Source organism: Butyrivibrio sp. NATIVEDY162 (genome assembly GCF_045999815.1).
GTDB lineage: Bacteria > Bacillota > Clostridia > Lachnospirales > Lachnospiraceae > Butyrivibrio.
The window spans coordinates 2,584,491-2,601,671 of record NZ_CP172573.1; the positions used below are offsets into that span (position 1 = coordinate 2,584,491).

The 17,181-nt window shown below is 41.9% G+C and carries 13 protein-coding genes; all 13 read left to right on the top strand.

Going from position 1 to position 17,181, the window contains the following annotated elements; translation table 11 throughout:
* Window positions 1-93 precede the first annotated feature (93 nt).
* The 13 genes from ACHCNF_RS11185 to ACHCNF_RS11245 all read left to right on the top strand — a co-directional run bounded on the left by ACHCNF_RS11185 (window position 94) and on the right by ACHCNF_RS11245 (window position 17,118).
* Window positions 94-402 (top strand): hypothetical protein, encoded by a 309-nt coding sequence (locus tag ACHCNF_RS11185; protein WP_408069869.1) that lies wholly within the window; start codon window positions 94-96, stop codon window positions 400-402.
* Window positions 395-1,990: a response regulator gene (locus tag ACHCNF_RS11190; protein ID WP_408069870.1), complete on the top strand. Its 1,596-nt coding sequence runs from the start codon at window positions 395-397 to the stop codon at window positions 1,988-1,990. Before ACHCNF_RS11185 ends, ACHCNF_RS11190 begins: the two co-directional genes overlap by 8 nt.
* Window positions 1,991-2,123: 133 nt before the next feature.
* A complete protein-coding gene (locus tag ACHCNF_RS11195) occupies window positions 2,124-3,788 on the top strand; it encodes a sensor histidine kinase (RefSeq protein ID WP_408069871.1) in 1,665 nt (554 codons plus the stop codon).
* On the top strand, window positions 3,781-4,893 hold the full coding sequence (locus ACHCNF_RS11200; RefSeq protein WP_408069872.1) for a sugar ABC transporter substrate-binding protein: 1,113 nt from the start codon (window positions 3,781-3,783) through the stop codon (window positions 4,891-4,893). The genes ACHCNF_RS11195 and ACHCNF_RS11200 overlap by 8 nt, the downstream gene beginning before the upstream one ends.
* Window positions 4,856-5,902, top strand: coding sequence for a galactose ABC transporter substrate-binding protein (locus ACHCNF_RS11205; RefSeq protein ID WP_408069873.1), 1,047 nt, complete (start codon window positions 4,856-4,858; stop codon window positions 5,900-5,902). The genes ACHCNF_RS11200 and ACHCNF_RS11205 overlap by 38 nt, the downstream gene beginning before the upstream one ends.
* A gap of 34 nt (window positions 5,903-5,936) precedes the next feature.
* Complete coding sequence (locus tag ACHCNF_RS11210) at window positions 5,937-6,806, top strand: DNA-3-methyladenine glycosylase family protein (protein ID WP_408069874.1); 870 nt, start codon at window positions 5,937-5,939, stop codon at window positions 6,804-6,806.
* 35 nt (window positions 6,807-6,841) lie between these two features.
* Window positions 6,842-7,765, top strand: a complete 924-nt coding sequence (locus ACHCNF_RS11215; protein ID WP_408069875.1) for a glycoside hydrolase family 191 protein — start codon at window positions 6,842-6,844, stop codon at window positions 7,763-7,765.
* Window positions 7,766-7,787: 22 nt separating this feature from the next.
* Complete coding sequence (locus tag ACHCNF_RS11220; protein WP_408069876.1) at window positions 7,788-8,426, top strand: thiamine diphosphokinase; 639 nt, start codon at window positions 7,788-7,790, stop codon at window positions 8,424-8,426.
* A gap of 130 nt (window positions 8,427-8,556) precedes the next feature.
* Window positions 8,557-10,611 (top strand): glycoside hydrolase family 31 protein, encoded by a 2,055-nt coding sequence (locus tag ACHCNF_RS11225; protein WP_408069877.1) that lies wholly within the window; start codon window positions 8,557-8,559, stop codon window positions 10,609-10,611.
* Window positions 10,612-10,676: 65 nt separating this feature from the next.
* Window positions 10,677-12,425, top strand: a complete 1,749-nt coding sequence (locus tag ACHCNF_RS11230; protein WP_408069878.1) for an extracellular solute-binding protein — start codon at window positions 10,677-10,679, stop codon at window positions 12,423-12,425.
* A 26-nt stretch (window positions 12,426-12,451) separates the two neighbouring features.
* Window positions 12,452-14,332, top strand: a complete 1,881-nt coding sequence (locus ACHCNF_RS11235) for a sensor histidine kinase (protein WP_408069879.1) — start codon at window positions 12,452-12,454, stop codon at window positions 14,330-14,332.
* Between the two features lie 34 nt (window positions 14,333-14,366).
* Window positions 14,367-15,533 carry a serine hydrolase domain-containing protein gene (locus tag ACHCNF_RS11240; RefSeq protein ID WP_408069880.1) on the top strand — a complete coding sequence of 389 codons (1,167 nt, stop codon included), beginning with the start codon at window positions 14,367-14,369 and terminating at the stop codon, window positions 15,531-15,533.
* 139 nt (window positions 15,534-15,672) lie between these two features.
* A complete protein-coding gene (locus ACHCNF_RS11245) occupies window positions 15,673-17,118 on the top strand; it encodes an ABC transporter permease subunit (protein WP_408069881.1) in 1,446 nt (481 codons plus the stop codon).
* Window positions 17,119-17,181: the final 63 nt, after the last annotated feature.

Below are 17,181 nucleotides of genomic sequence, written 5' to 3' on the forward strand. Positions count from 1 at the left end.
TATAATAGAGGAAATTACATAAGTAAAGGGTTCTATTGTGGTATAATTCAGTAATAAAAAGCTTAATTTAAGAATTTGGAATAGAGAGAGAACATGGATTTTAATACAATTTTACAAAACTCGGGAATATCAATTTTATTGTTTGTTATATGCGCTTATTATGCTTTCAGGCTCCTTGTACTAAAGGACTACAAAGCCGTTCGTGGGAGAGAGGAAAAACCCCCGAAGGATATTGAGGGATATTGCAGGGCAGCAGGACTGGTCATTGTATTTTTCGCAATCTCCACTCTGGTGATGGCGGGGCTGGTACTGGTGAGCCCGACAGCGGGGCTTATACAGATAGTGGCATGTACGGCTGCCATGGTAATTATGTGGAAGAAAGTAACGGATAAGTATGCTTAAATATTCAGTACTTCTTGTGGACGACGAAGAAGAAGTCACACAGGCAATAAAGAGAAAACTTAATTGGGAAGAGATGGGGTTTGAGGAACCAAGCTATGCAAAAAATGGCCTTGAAGCCCTGGAAGTAGCGGAGAATCATGTCCCTGATGTGGTTATGACGGACATACAGATGCCATATATGACAGGTCTTGAGCTTTCAAAACGGCTAAAGGAGCTGTATCCCGGAATCAGGATAATCATCTTTTCGGGCTATGATGAGTTTGAATATGCAAAAGAGGCTATTCGACTTGAGGCAGAAGAATATATTTTAAAGCCTATAGATTCATGTGAGCTCAAAAGCGTATTTCAAAGAATACATGAATCCTTGGATAAAGAGCGCGATGAGAGACAAAACCTTGAGAAGCTAAAGAGCTATTACATGGAGTCGCTTCCCCTTCTTCAGGAGGACTTTTTTGCAGCACTGCTTGATGGTAACATGGAAGAAAAGCAGATTCCCAAATATCTTGAGGAATACAGCATAGACTTAAGCGGACCTTTTTTTTGCGTGGCAATATTACATATAAGCACAAGTGACCTTCCTGAAGGAGTGAGCCATGTGCTCTTATCAGTTTCTGTACGAAGACTTGTCCAGGAGCGTATAGATGGCAGCTATAATGCCAGATTTTTCTCTTATCATGGAAGTACAGTCATGATAGCGCAGATGCATGCCACAGATGAAAAGACAAAATTTACTGATGACTGCGACAGATTTTGCAGACTTGCCAAAACGGTATGTAAAGCAAATGTTACCATAGGAATCGGAGAAGTTGTCGGCCAGATAGATGATATTAAGGAATCATATAGCGGAGCTAAGGATGCGGTATCTTACAGGGTACTTTATGGGACAACAAAAGCGATTAACATCTCGGAGATAGCGCCGGCAACGCAAAAAGAGGACTATGATACAGAGGCAGATCTTCATGAGATATTCAAGAAGATAAAAATGGAGGATGAAGATATTCTCTGTAGGACAGTTGAGAGCTACATAAATAAAGGAACTTATGAAGGCATGTCTGTTACTGAGTACAAGTTTTTTGTGCTTGAGATGATCAGTGAAATTTACAGATTCATGCGCGGAAATCAGCTAAATACTGAGGATATATTCGGAGCTGAAAATGATGCCTATGAGCAGTTGTCTCAGTTTGATAAGACAGAGCTTATGACCTGGCTCAAGGAGACCTGTACAAAACTTCAGAGCCTGCTACGGGAAAAAAGAACGGATAACACCAAATCCTTTGTTAAAAAAGCTATTGATTATGTGAGTGATCACTATGCTGATCAGGATCTGTCAGTGGATCGAATATGCTCAGAGCTATCTGTGAGCAGTGCTTATTTTTCAACTGTTTTTAAGAAGGAGACAGGAAAAACATTTGTGACCTATCTTACGGACTACCGCATGGAGAAGGCGCTTAATCTCCTTATAGAAAAAGATGAAAAGACCTACGTAATTGCGCAGCAGGTCGGTTACGGAGACCCTAACTATTTCAGCTATGTTTTCAAAAAACAATTCGGAACATCACCATCTAAATACAAGCAGGGATTATCTTAAAAATTATCTCTTAAAGCTGTATCCCCGCACTATTCAGAGCATCATACTGATATCCTTCACACTGGTATCATCGGTTTGTATGCTCTTTTTAGGCATGTCCATGTACCAGAGATTCGAAGGACGATCCCGCCAGATGCTTACCGATAGCTCCCTTCTTATGCTGTCAAGAACAACAGACAGTATTGAGGATTATTTAAGGAGGATGAGGAGAATCTCGGATGCCATGTATTATGATGTTATAAAAGACATGGATTTTGAAGAAGAGGACCTCTCCTCGGAAATGAGCCTTTTGTATGAAGCTAATAAGGATAACCTTGTGAGCTTTGCATTATTTTCAAGTAACGGCGATCTAATTAGTGCCGCTCCCATAGCGCTTAAGAAGGATAATGCTCAGGTACCGGAACAAACCTGGTTTTCCACAGCCTTTGAGAGCCTTGAAAACCTTCATTTTTCAGTTCCCCATGTTCAAAATCTGTTTACTGATGAGACAGATTACCGCTATCACTGGGTGATTTCACTTAGCCGCGCGGTAGAGCTTAACTACGGAGGAAAACCCAGAATGGGTGTGCTTCTTGTGGATATGAATTATCAGACAATACAGCAGATGCTGGAGAGCGTAAATAAAGCAAATTCAGATCAGTATGTCTACCTCATAAATGGCAATGGCCAGCTCATTTATCACCCGAAGGCAGAGCAGATTTCTCTAGGGATGCATAATGAGAATTTTGCAAAGGCAGCAGGTTATGATGACGGCGTATATGAAGAGAGCTTTGAGGGAGAAAAACGAATAGTTGTAGTGGATACGGTCAGTTACACCGGTTGGAAGCTCGTCAGTGTAACACCTGTAAAGAATTTTTATCTTGGAATGCAGAGCACAAGGTACTTTGTAATATTGGTCGCTGCTTTAACCGCACTTGCAATGATATTCATGAACCAGATGGTGACATGGAAGGTGACGCAGCCTCTAAGAAGGCTTAACGAGTCCATTAAAAGCATAGAGGGAGGAAAGGATGCAACTATTTATATAGGCGGAACCTCTGAGGTTGAGCATCTTGGAAAAACCCTGCAGCGTTCACTCGATGAGATAAACAGACTTATGAAGGACATCGTTATTGAGCAGGAGGAAAAAAGAAAAAGCGAGCTTGATGCCCTTCAGTCTCAGATAAATCCTCACTTTTTGTATAACACACTGGATTCCATCGTATGGATGATAGAGGGAGAACACTATGAGGATGCAGTTTTCATGATAACCCAGCTGGCGAGCCTGTTCAGAGTTTCCCTTAGTAAAGGACGCACGATAATTCCTATCGAGGATGAGCTGCGGCATGCGGAAAACTACATGAATATCCAGAAGGTCAGATTCAAAAATGCATTTACAGTGGAATATGATATAGCTCAGGAAATTAAGGAATGTCTGACTGTTAAGCTGATAGTGCAGCCTCTATTGGAAAATGCCATATATTACGGCGTAAAAAACATGGATGAGGACGGTGAGATCAAGGTCCGTGGATATATGAAAGATGGCGACATTTTCATAGAAGTAATTGACAACGGCTACGGAATTCCTGCCGAAAAGCTGCCATTTATTCTTACTGAGGATAAACGGGCAAGTAAAAATGGATCAGGTGTCGGGTTAATAAATGTACACAAGAGAATCCAGCTTAGATTTGGGGAAAAATACGGTCTTAAAATAGAGAGTGAGCCCGATGAGGGCACGAAGGTCACAATACATCTTCCGGCTGTTCCGGCTACTGAGGAAAACAGGATTAAGCTTGAAAAGGGAGGTGCAAATGGCTGAACATAGAAATAAGGTTTTTATTGCTGTTACATTGGCACTGGTTCTGGCAATAATTGTCTCAACCTATGCACTTGTAAAGAGTTCTGTCGAAGAAGAGGGCTATACAATAGCAGTGGTGGTTGAGGACAGCCAGAATGAGAGATGGAACTCCTTTAGAATGGGGGCTGAGAGTGCTGCCATGGACAGGGGTGTCATGGTTGATTTTGTTAATACCTCCGGCTTCGGTAATTTGGAAGACGAGCTTAAGGTTGTGGATAAACAGGTTCAATCCGGAGCGGATGCTGTTGTGACAGAACTTGTCAGAAGCAAAAGCACAGCGGAAAGCATAAAGGACATAAGCGGAAATGTTGTTCTTGCACTTACGGGAACTGCAGCTGAAACAGATATAGATATCGAGGGCAAGTTTGCCACAATAACCCCTGATAATTATCAGATAGGAAGAGCTCTTGGAAATGAGGTACTGCTTCGCCATCAGAATGGACTGTCGGATATCAGGATTGGCATTATATGCAAGAGAACTACAATCTATAGCACCAGGGATAAGATAAACGGGCTTTATGATATTCTGGATGTGAAAAAAACAGCAGCTTCCTGGTGTGTGGTACTTGACGACGAGGAACCGGATGAGCTTTTGAAGAAGCGCTCTCCCAATATTCAGATGTTTAAAAATGATCTGAATGAAAAATATTCTTATCTTCTTAAGATGGTTTACAGAGATAATCCGGTGGATGTGATCATAGCTCTTGATGATGAAAGCCTTCAGGTAGCGGCTGAGCTTTTTGGAGAGATAGAGGATGCCTATGAGGCAAATTCTCTGGCGTATAAGTATAAGCTTGATGAAAATGGAAAGCTCCTCCCTTCATACGAATTGTACGGAGAGGGAATATCCGTTAGAAATATATCTTATCTGGACAGTGGAAGGATTGTCAGTATGATAGTTCCAAATGAGTTCAGTATGGGCTACAGGGCAGTCGAAAAAGCAGTATCAAAGCTTGATCACAAGCTTTCTCCTATGACGGATGACACTGTGGAATATCGCGTGATAAATCAGGAGAATATGTTTAAGGATGATAACCAGAAATACCTATTTACAACAATGCAATAAAAAAATAGTTGCAATTATTTTTTTGCAGCTGGCAGTCTTATCACTGCTGGTGTCAGGGTGCGGGAAGAAGCAGAGTGAATCTAAGGAAATACTTATTGGAGTCTGCGGATATGACCAGTATGATACCTTTTTATCTCAGCTCATACAATGCTTTGATAACTGCGTGGAAGAGGGTGTAAGTGTAGAGTATGTCTATGCTTCCCAGAGTCAGATCACTCAGAACGAACAGGTGGAAAAGCTGATAGCAAAGGGCGCAAAAGTCCTGTGCGTAAATCTGGTGGACAGAACAGCACCCAATACGATAATAGATCTTGCAAAGAAAAATGATGTGCCAATAATCTTTTTTAACAGAGAGCTTGTGGAGGAAGACATAACCAGATGGCCCAAGCTGTACTATGTCGGAGCGGATGCTTTCGAAGCAGGAAGGCTTCAGGGAGAGCTTGCCTCAAACATGACAAAAAGAGAATCATCCAATGCTGACAAGAACGGTGACGGACGTATTCAATACGTGGTACTTGAGGGCGAGGCCGGACATCAGGATGCCATTATGCGAACGGAATATTCTGTGAATACTTTGATCTCAGAGGGCGTGGATGTTGATAAGGTTGGATATGCCATCGCCAATTGGAACAGAGCTCAGGCTCAGACCAAGATGGCACAGCTGATAGAGAGAACCGGAAACGGAATAGAGCTTGTCCTTGCAAACAACGACGACATGGCTCTTGGAGCTGTGGATGCATATAACAGTGCGAAAATTTCCGCAGATGACAGACCGCTTATATTCGGAATAGACGGTACGGATGTGGGACTTGAGGCCGTTGTGAATAAGACAATCATGGGAACTATATATAATGACAAGGAAGGACAGGCCAGGGCGATGTATGATCTTGCCATGGCGCTGGCAAAGGATGAATCTCTAAGTGACCTTGACCTGCAGGATGGCAGATATGTAAGAACACACTATGAGAAGGTGGATGCAGCGAATGTGTTACAGTTTATACATAAGTAAGCAAAACTGTAAATGAGCTGCCGGAGGTTATGACGTGAGAATACAAATTACAGATGATTTTGATCCTAAAAAAATACAGATCAGTGGACAATGCTTTAGAGTAAAAGAGCCTGCGCCCGGGGTATTTAGATTTATATCCTCTGAGCACGTGCTTTTTATAAAAGAGATTTCCAATGATGAAACTGAAAAGAGCTTTGATGTATCCTGTAGTAAAGAGGAGTGGGAGAATGTCTGGATGCCATATTTCGATATGGAAAGAAGCTATCTGGATATTTGTAAAAAAGAATACGGAAAGCATGATTTTACGGATAAGGCGATTGATTTTGGGAGAGGACTGCGGATACTTAAGCAGGATAAATGGGAGATGCTTATCTCTTTTATAATCTCTCAGAGAAAGAGTATACCTGCCATATCAAGCGCTGTTGAAGCTATTTCAAGGAAGTTTGGTACAAAAATTGATTGTAGTGAAATTTTTCGTGGAAGCGATATTAAAACAGAGGAGCCTTTAGTAGATGCAGTATATGCATTTCCTACTCCGCTGCAGATGGCAAAGGCTTCCATGGAAGATCTGAAGGAGTGCGGACTTGGCTACAGAGCCCCCTATGTATATGATGCAATTAAAAAGGTAAACAGCGGCGAGCTTGACCTGGAGGCTTTGGATAGCCTTAACGATGATGAACTTTTTAATGCACTTATGGATGTTCACGGTGTCGGGAAAAAGGTGTCCAATTGCGTTTGCTTATTTGCATATGCCAGAATGGGCAGAGCACCTGTTGATGTGTGGATTTCCAGAGCCATTGATGAGGAATACGGAGGCGTTGATCCTTTTCCTCAATATGGAGAAAATGCAGGAATTATCCAGCAGTATATTTTTTATTATGAGAAGAATTTTCCAAGACTTTAAAAATGTGCAGAGTTATTTTATGAGGGAATAATGACATGTTTAAAAATCTTCTAAATTTAAGCTGTAAAAGAAAATGTTTAAAAGCGTTGTCTTTAGCTGCCGCGTGTTCTTTGGCAGTTGTATCTCTTTTCATGATTTATCCTGCATACAATGCAAAAGCAGGACATGTCGTCGACATAGAATCACCGGATGGACCAAGGGGATATGGCGTCTACATCGGAGCTACGGCAGAGCAGCTTCATAAAAAACTTGATAATGATACCACCATAGGGCTTGCAATCATCGATGTGCAAAATGTATCAGCCGAAGATGTGGGAATGCTAAAGGCACATGGCAGACGAATTTACAGCTATCTGAATGTGGGTTCCCTGGAGGATTTCAGAGATTACTATGATAAATACTCTGAATACACCTTGGGGGAATATGAGAACTGGCCAGGAGAGTATTGGGTGGATGTTTCTGAAAAAGCCTGGCAGGACTTTATAGTGGATAATGTTGCTGCAGAAATAGTGTTAAAGGGCGCGGATGGTTTTTTTATAGATAATACTGATGTCTATTACCTGTATGAGCACAGCTGGATCTATAAGGGGCTTGTAAATATTCTCACAAGACTAAGGGATAAATACAATCTGCCAATTATTATAAACGGCGGTGACAGCTTTGTGACAAAGCTGATGGATGAAGGAAAAACTGATCTGATTGCAGGAATCAATCAGGAGTCTGTTTTTAGCAGTATCCTTGATTATGAGAAATGCGAATTTGGGGAAAACCCGGCGCTGGACAGGGCATATTATGAAGAATACCTTGGCAGGGCAAAGAAGAATGGTCTCCTTGTTTTCATGATAGAGTATACTCAGGATATGAGACTTGTTGATAAGATAAAGGAATTTTGTCAGCAAAACGGCTATAAGTGTTATGTCACGGACTCATTGAAGCTTGACGGGAATGTAGAAGGCTGAATTATAAAAGGATGAAAAAAGTATGAAGAAATGTGTAGTTGTAGGCGGCGCCACAATTGGAAATTATGAATTTGTACGTAAACATATTCATGAGACAGACTATGTGATCTACTGTGATTGCGGCCTCTCTCATATGGAGAAGCTTGGGGTTTTGCCATCACTTATAGTTGGAGATTTTGACTCCCATGAGAATCCGCATATGGACACAGAAACTATAGTGCTTCCAACTGAAAAGGATGATACAGATACGGTTTATGCAGTTAAGGAAGGAATAAAGCGAGGATTTACGGAGTTTATGCTGGTGGGTGTACTTGGAAACAGATTCGACCATTCCCTTGGTAATCTCGCTATTCTAATGATGCTGGAAGCAAAGGGGCTGCATGGAATGATAGTGGATGATTATTCAGAGATAACCGTATTGTCATCAGGAGGAAAAGAGGATGTAACGGATGACTGCAAATTTTTCTCTGTGCTTGCAGCAGGCGGAGATGCTCATGGAGTCAACATAGAAAATGCCAAGTACAACATAGAAAACGCAGATATCATCACCAATTTTCCTCTTGGTGTCTCCAACGAGGTTCCTAAAGGGAATACAGCGCAGATAAGTGTTAGTCAGGGAAGACTGTTCCTTATAAAGGTGTTTAATGAAGGGGAAAAATGAAATGTATAGAAACTACGGGGGAAAAAGTATAATAATTACGGTTACGAAAAGTAAGAATAGCAAAGAAAATATACAATGCAGGTAAAACATTGAAATAGAATAGATCAATGAAAATAGAGAGGTTTAAGGTATGAAATTTTCTAATGATAATGGTGCACTTATAGCAAAAAGACAAGGCGAGACATTACGAATCGAAGCCTGGGGAAAAAATGCTTTTAGAGTACGCACAACTATGTATCCTGAATTTACAGGAAGAAACTGGGCACTTACACCAAACTCAGAAGATGATCCCGGCGCACTTAACCGCTTTAAAGCAGATGCTGCGGTAGAAGCTAAGGACTGCTCTTCAAATACAATCATTTCAATAACATCAAGAGAAGACGGACCTTTTGCAGAAATAAAAAATGGCAGAGTGAAGGCAACTGTGAACTTTGCAGGTGTGATCACCTACTATAAGGATGATAAGATGTTCCTGAGAGAGTATTTTAGATGCTATGGTGGAACAGAGTCAAAAGAATCAAGATGCCTTAAATATATAAACAGAGACTACAGACCACACGTGGGCGGAGACTATCGCATCACTCAGAAATTTGAGAGTAACGATGGTGAGAAGATTTTCGGAATGGGTCAGTATCAGCACGCTTACACAGATTTGAAAGGATGTATCCTTGATCTTGAACAGAGAAATTCTCAGGTTTCTGTTCCTTTTGCAGTATCAAGCCTTGGATATGGTTTTTTGTGGAACAACCCGGCTGTAGGTCGTGTTACATTTGGCAATAACTATACTGAGTGGGTAGCAGAGTCCACTAAGGAGCTTGATTATTGGATCACAGTGGCAGATACTCCGAAGGAGATAGTTGAAAATTATACAGAAGTTACAGGTCGTTCACCTGAGATGCCCGATGATCTTCTCGGACTGTGGCAGTGCAAGCTTCGCTATCGCACACAGGAGGAGGTTCTGAAGGTTGCACACGATTGCAAGGAAAAGGGTGTGCCGATCGACTGCATAGTAATAGACTTTTTCCACTGGACAGTGCAGGGTGACTGGAAGTTTGATAAGACCTATTGGCCTGACCCCAAAGCGATGGTGGATGAGCTCCACAGCATGGGCATTAAGGTAGTTGTATCCGTATGGCCTACAGTTGATAAGAGAAGTGAACACTTCTACGATATGCAGGAGAAGGGACTCCTCGTGAAAAACGAGAGAGGCGGACTTCAGAACTATGACTTTGAAGGTGACTGCACGGTATTTGATGCAACCAATCCCGAAGCAAGAGAGTATGTTTGGGAAGTATGCAAAAAGAATTATTACGATCTCGGAATAGATATGTTCTGGCTTGATAACTCAGAGCCTGATCTTGTAAAGTACGATTTTGACTCACTTCGTTACTATATGGGACCTGCTCTTGAAGTGAGCAACATATACCCTCAGTATTACAGCAGAGTATTCTACGATAAAATGAAAAAGCTTCAGGATAAGCCTGTGGTAAGCCTTCTAAGATCAGCCTGGGCAGGAAGCCAGAAGTATGGAAATGTGGTTTGGTCAGGAGATGTTCCAAGCACATTTGAGGCATTAAGAGACCAGGTGGCAGCAGGACTTAACATGGGACTTGCAGGAATCTCATGGTGGACAACGGATATCGGAGGTTTCATGACTGACGATGTAAATGACCCCGATTTCAGACAGCTCCTTATCAGATGGTATGAGTTTGCGGTATTTTCACCTATCCTGAGAATCCATGGTGACCGCGGACCCTACAACATTCCGGCTCTTGACGACAGAAACTTTGGAGGTGGATATCTTCACACTGGCCAGGACAACGAGCTATGGAGTTATGGCGAAGACAACTTCAAGATAATGAAGGATCAGTTAAATCTCCGTCATGAGCTTAAGCCCTACATTAAATCACTTTTTGAAGAGACCAGTAAAAACGGATCACCTATCATAAGAACGCTGTTCTATGAGTTCCCTGAGGACAAGAAGAGCTGGGAAGTATATGATGAGTATATGTTTGGAGACAAGTATCTTGTTGCTCCCATACTTGAGCTTGATCAGTTTGAGAGAGAGGTTTACCTCCCTGCCGGAAAATGGGAAGACATAAGAGACGGTAAAGTATATGAAGGTGGCCAGACTATAACAGCAAAGGCTCCTATCGAGTCAATTCCGGTATTTAAAAGACAGTAAGTAAACTTGGTTTTCTATAAGAAAACAGAAATTAAAGGGAATGATATTCTCTGAGGATGAGGTTTATGAGAAAAAACATCCTTCAAATAACATCAATAATATTGTCGGTCTGCATCCTGTCAGGGTGCAGACTTCCTTTTCGTACAGATAATCTCACGGAGGGCGAACGCAAATATCCAGAGTTTCTGACGATAGACGTATATGATACCCAGGCAAATACACAGGGGCTGCAGCGCGGATGGTTTGCAAAAAAGGTCAGAGATAAATTCAATATGCAGCTTAATATAATCTCTTCCAATGCCGACCTGATCTCCGAGGCTACTTATGAGACCATGCGAGCATCGGGTAAGCTTGGAGACATCATAATCACAAATGTGGACAGAGGCAGACTCTCAGAGCTTGTAAAAGAGGGCCTTGTGCTGGATATGTCTCCTTATCTTGAAAAGGAAGAAAACCTTAGCAGATATAAGGAACAGATAGCAGCGACATCAGTATTTGCGGATGCAGAGGGGAGCTGGGCTGTGCCAAGTGAGATATCAGAATTTCCGGCTACTGAGCCATCAGAAAACAATGAGCCTACCAATGCTCCCACCATCAGATGGGATTTGTATAAAAAAGCCGGATATCCCAAAATTACAACACTTGAAGACATGCTTCCTATTCTTAAGAACATGCAGGATATGGCCGGAAAAAGCGATTCAGATAAGGATGTGTATGCCTTTAGTCTTTTTGGAGACTGGGACGGAGGCGCAATGCAGAATGCCGGAGCACTGGTATCGCTATACGGCTATGATATTCAGGATTTTGTCATGCTAAATCCTGAAACCGGTGATATGGTTTCGATAGCGGAGCCGGATTCACTATATATAAAAATGCTGCACTTTTTATTTGAAGCAAACCGAATGGGACTTGTGGATCCCGAATCACAGACACAAAACTATGAGACGGTTGCTTCGAAGATGAAGGATGGGGCAGTTCTGTATTCCTTCTGGCCATGGATGGGTGAATCCCTTTACAATTCGGATGAACATCTTGCTGAGAAAAAAGGCTTTGCATCGGTACAGATAGAAGATGCAAGTTATATATGCTGGGGAAATGATCCTGACGGAAAACAGAATTCGTCAATCATGGTTGGAGGAAACACCAAGGATCCACAGAGAATGGTTGACTTCATAGACTGGTTGTACTCTGATGAAGGCACAGAGTGTTGCGGTTCTCCAACAGGAGATTACAGAGGACCACAGAATCTCACCTGGACTAAAACCGAAGACGGGGCTAAGCTTACACCCTTTGGTGAGCAGGCCTTTATAAGTATGGCAAAGGATCTTGAAGTTCCTGAGGAATTCGGAGGAGAGACGTGGAGCGAAGGTGTATCTGCACTGAATTACAAGCCTGTAGACCTCAAGAACTATGACAGTGATGGTATCGGTTTCTATTATCAGAACTGGGAAGATTATAAAAATAAAACAACACAGAGCATCACAGAGGACTGGCAAAAACACTATAAAACCGACCTTTCCCCGATACAGTACTTTGACGAAAAAGACCTGATAACAGTAATTCCCGGAACTGAGTGGGCATCAGAGGACTATCCTGAATATATTAAAACAATTGAACAGCAGTGCAGGCAGACGATTAAAGATTACTCGTGGAAAATGGTATTTGCAAAAGATGAGGAAGAATTCAATAAGCTGAAGGAAACCATGCTAAGTACCCTGGTGAGACTTGGCTTCGATGAAGTAGTAAAGATAAATAAGGAAAATGCCGCTCAGAGATATGAGATACTGAAAAAAGCTGCAGAGGTGGCACCATGAACCGCCGGGGAAGAGTCGGTAGGCAGATGTACAGAATACTTCTGCTTACTTTGATCATACCAATTTCAATAATCGGAATCATTGCAGCCATCATACTTGTAAGACAGATGAATGGCAGATATGAAGAGCAGGTAAAGGCAGAGAATACGAGAATTAAATCCATTCTGTTTGATGTGACTTCGAGCCTATATACAAACCTTGAGCCTATAGTGTCGGTTCAGGCCTATAGAGACATGTTTTCGGCAACTAACTTTGATGAAAACGAAGAGAGACAGTTTGGCGAGATAAACCGTGCGATCACCTCCCTTAGGAGATCTACAGCATCTATATCTACCATAAATGTGTACACCAACAATCCCCGCATACCCACAGGAGGCTACGTAATAAATGTGGGGACAACAGGATTTGAGGAATCCGGAGATGCGGCTGAAAAGGCAGCAGGGAGCGGAGATGCTGACGATCCTTTTTCAAGATATGAGTGGTATAAGGGAATAGATCCTGATGCATGGGAGTCATACACCTGTACACACGTGCCTCTCAACGATTACGAGGATGCCTACGAACTGACTCTTGTTAGACGTTTCAATACCGGTGCATCCGGTAACAGAGCATATGCTGTTGCTACCATAAGTACCAACTATCTCAGAAACAGACTGATAACTACGGATAATTATATGCTGTCAAACCTTGAGGGATTACCGGCTTTCTTTTCGTCCAAATATGAGGACAGAGAAAAAGAGATGCCGGAGGTGTTCTCAAAAGATACTGAAAACTACAACTATTTAGGTGATGTGATGCTTGATGGAAAAGTGGCACTGACCTATGTTTCAAGCTTTGTACCATATAAGGCTGACAGCAGGTTCTTTGTTCTGGTGGGCGATTATGGTGCACACAAAGCAGTACGTGAGATATTGGTTGGCTTTTTGCTTGTACTTGTTCTGGCGATGCTAGGACCTCTTATTTCCATAGTTCTGTATTCAAGATATTTTACAGGAAGAGTATATACTCTTAGAGAAGCCATGCACCGCGCAAGCACCGGGGATTACGACATTATTGAGAATATCAGCGGTGACGATGAATTGTCAGATACCTTCAATGACTTAAAACTGACAACGGAGCAGATAAGAGATAACGAGGCGAAATATTACGAGGCGAAGATCCGTGAGCAGGAGCTTATAAACATGCAACAGAACATGGAATTCAAGATGCTTTCAGGACAGATAAACCCTCACTTTTTATATAACACCTTAGAGGCAATAAGGATGCAGGCCATAAGAGGCGGGGACAGGGATGTTGCTACTTCGGTAAAATACCTTGCAAAGATCATGCACTACGTTCTTGACAGCACAGGAACAAGTACTGCAAAGCTATCCGATGAATTAAAGCATGTGGAGAGCTATCTGCAGATTCAGAGGCTTCGCTTCGGTGAAAAGGTTGGATGGAATTTTTATATATCAGACGAAGTACAGCCTGATAAATATGAGATATTGCCGCTGCTCATTCAGCCAATAGTGGAAAACGCCATCAGTCACGGGCTAAAAGATATGGACAAAAACGGACACATCAGTATCGTGGCTGAATACGAGAGCAAAATAAAGAAAAATAAGGGCAATAATGAAGTAGAAAATGCATCTGAAGCGGTGGAAAATGAGGTGGAAAACAGTGATGACAGGCAGCTTATTATCACTATAAACGATGACGGAAAGGGAATGTCTGAGGAAGAGGTTATCTCATTAAACAGATCACTTGAAGAAAAGAGAAGTGATCATGACGGAAAAGGAGCTGCAAGTATAGGCCTTTACAATATTCATCAGAGAATAAAGCTTCATTATGGCGAGCAATATGGCTTGACAATACGATCAAATAAAGGAAAGGGCACAAGTGTAGAGCTAAGATTGCCCAGATAAGTAAGCGGCAAAAAGCCGGGGAGGATAAATGATAATGAGAGATAAAAATGTATTACTTCAAAAATGTATGGACAAAATGATTGAGGATAAGGAGCTTGTAGGAGTAAATTTTCTTGTCCTTAAGGATGGAAAGGAAGAACTTTATGCAGAGGCAGGTTATGCCAATTTAGAGCAAAAAAAGCCTTTTAAGAGAGATACGATTGTAAGGCTTTATTCTCAGAGTAAGCCTGTTACTGCAGCTGCAGCAATGCTTCTTATTCAGGACGGTGTCATTGAGCCATATGAACCTGTGGGAAATTATATCGAAAGCTTTAAAAATCAACAAATAGTGGAGGGGGGCGTGAGAAGACCTGTACGCATGGACCGTCCCATGTTTATTAAGGACCTTCTTGATATGACATCAGGTCTTGTATATCCGTTTACAGATACACCTGCTGAAATTGAAACAGGCAATCTCTACAATGAGATGATAGACAGATTCAGTACAGATAACATGATGAGCACCATGGAATTCGCAGAGCGTCTTGGAAAGGTGCCCCTTGCTTTCCAGCCGGGAGAACACTTCAGATACGGAACAAGTGCCGATATTCTGGGGGCTGTAATTGAAAAGGCATCCGGGATGAAATTCGGAGACTTTTTACAGGAGAGACTCTTTAAGCCACTTAACATGAAGGACACCGGATTCTATGTGCCCGAGGAAAAGATGGACAGATATGCGATGGCATATAACTGCTATGGAGAAGAGCCCATCCCCTATAGTGGCAACAATTTAGGTATACGTGATGATGGTAAAAAGAACGCGTTTGAATCAGGCGGAGCAGGACTGTTTTCAACAATTGACGACTATGCAAACTTTGCAAGAATGCTCATGAACGGCGGAACCTTTGAAGGCAAGGAGATTCTATCAGAGAGAACGGTAAGATTTATGACATCTCCTCAGCTTACAGATGAACAGCAGAAGGACATGAACAGCTGGGTTTGTCTTGGAGGCTTCTCATACGGTAACCTCATGCGCATCATGAAAAACCCGGACAAGTCAGGAATACTTGCAGGAAAAGGAGAGTACGGTTGGGACGGCTGGCTCGGACCATACTTCTGCAATGATCCGGAGACAAGGACAACAGTACTTATGCTTACTCAGCGTGTGGACTATGGCACAGGTACAGCTACCAGAAAATTCAGAAACATCATCTTTTCATAAAAGGCAAAAAAATCAGGTACAAAATTTACTGTATTTTATGTCAGATTAAACGGGTACTTGAAAAAAGCATATTCTTCTAAAATGACACTCGTAGGGACGACTCTACGGGTGCTTTTTTTAGCAGTATGTATTAGGGAGGATGAAAAAAGTGAAAAAGGAAAAAGCGGCAAAAATTGCCTACTATCCTTATCGGATTATTTCTGTTGCGCTTCTCATCATTTTGTTCTTTCCGGGGCTTAATGTTGCCAGAGTAAGCGGTCTTATAAACAGGAGCACATCGCTTCTTACAACAGGTTTCTCATACGGCAATTTAATATCGAATTTTGGAAGAGCTTTCAGAAAAGGTTGGGTTTTGGAATCTACTATGAGACTACTTAACATATCCAGTCTTGCAATCTGCATTGGAATAATTGCCTGTGCAATTGGTGCATGTCTGTCACTAGGAAACAGAAAATGCAAATTTGCAGGTAATATCTTTAGCACAGTCGGAGCTGTAGTTTCAGCATGTTCCATGGGAGGCATCTGGACAGCATATTTTCAGATAGCAGCAACATCAAAGCCCTCCAAAGTAGAGCCCATGTTCCAGAATTTTTTCTATGTAATGCTGATACTTCTGGTTCTGATGGTAATTATCTCAGTTGCAGTTCTTGTACTTGTGGGAAGACCACAGAAGAGTGAAAAGTTTGAGATGGAAACAAGATTTAAACTCTTTTTGATGTTCCTTCCTTTCATAATACTGACATTCGTGTTCTGCTACCTTCCTCTTTGGGGATGGAGATATGCGTTCTTCGATTATAAGTCAGGAGATACGCTTAGCATGACAAACTTCGTAGGATTTAAGTGGTTTGCTCAGCTTGTGAGAAACAAGTCAACAACAAGGGATATTGTCAACGTAATGAAAAATACCCTTGCAATGAGCGGACTTGGAATAGCAACAAGCTGGCTGCCCATGGCGTTTGCAATCTTTCTGTCTGAAATCAAAAACAGCAGATTCAGAAGATTTGTACAGACCTTTACTACCATACCTAATTTCATAAGCTGGGTTTTGGTATTCGCTATAGCATTTTGTATCTTTTCAACAGACGGATTTATCAGTTCGCTCATGATAAACCTTGGATTCTGGACAGAAGGAAAGAACTTCCTTATGAGCGGTCAGGGCACATGGGTCAAGATGCTGCTCTGGGGCCTTTGGAAAGGACTTGGCTGGAGTGCAATCATTTATATCGCAGGCATCTCAGGTATTGACCAGCAGCTTTATGAAGCTGCAACAGTTGACGGTGCAGGGCGCTTTCAGAAGATGTGGCATGTAACAGTTCCCGGATTGATGCCTACCTTCTATGTTCTGCTCCTTATGGCTGTGGCCGGAATTCTTTCAAACGGAATGGATCAGTACCTGGTTTTTGAAAACTCATCAAATACAACACAGATAATGGTTCTTGATCTCTATGTTTATAAGATGGGTATTGTAAAAGGTGCGATTCCGCTATCAACAGTAGTCGGAATGCTCAAATCAGTAATCAGCGTAACTCTTTTGTATGTTGCAAATACAATAAGCAAGGTACTTAGAGGAGAGACCATTGTCTGATGAAGTGACCGATAAGATGGGACGATTAAGAAATCCGTCTCATACATATAAGGAAGGGGCAAG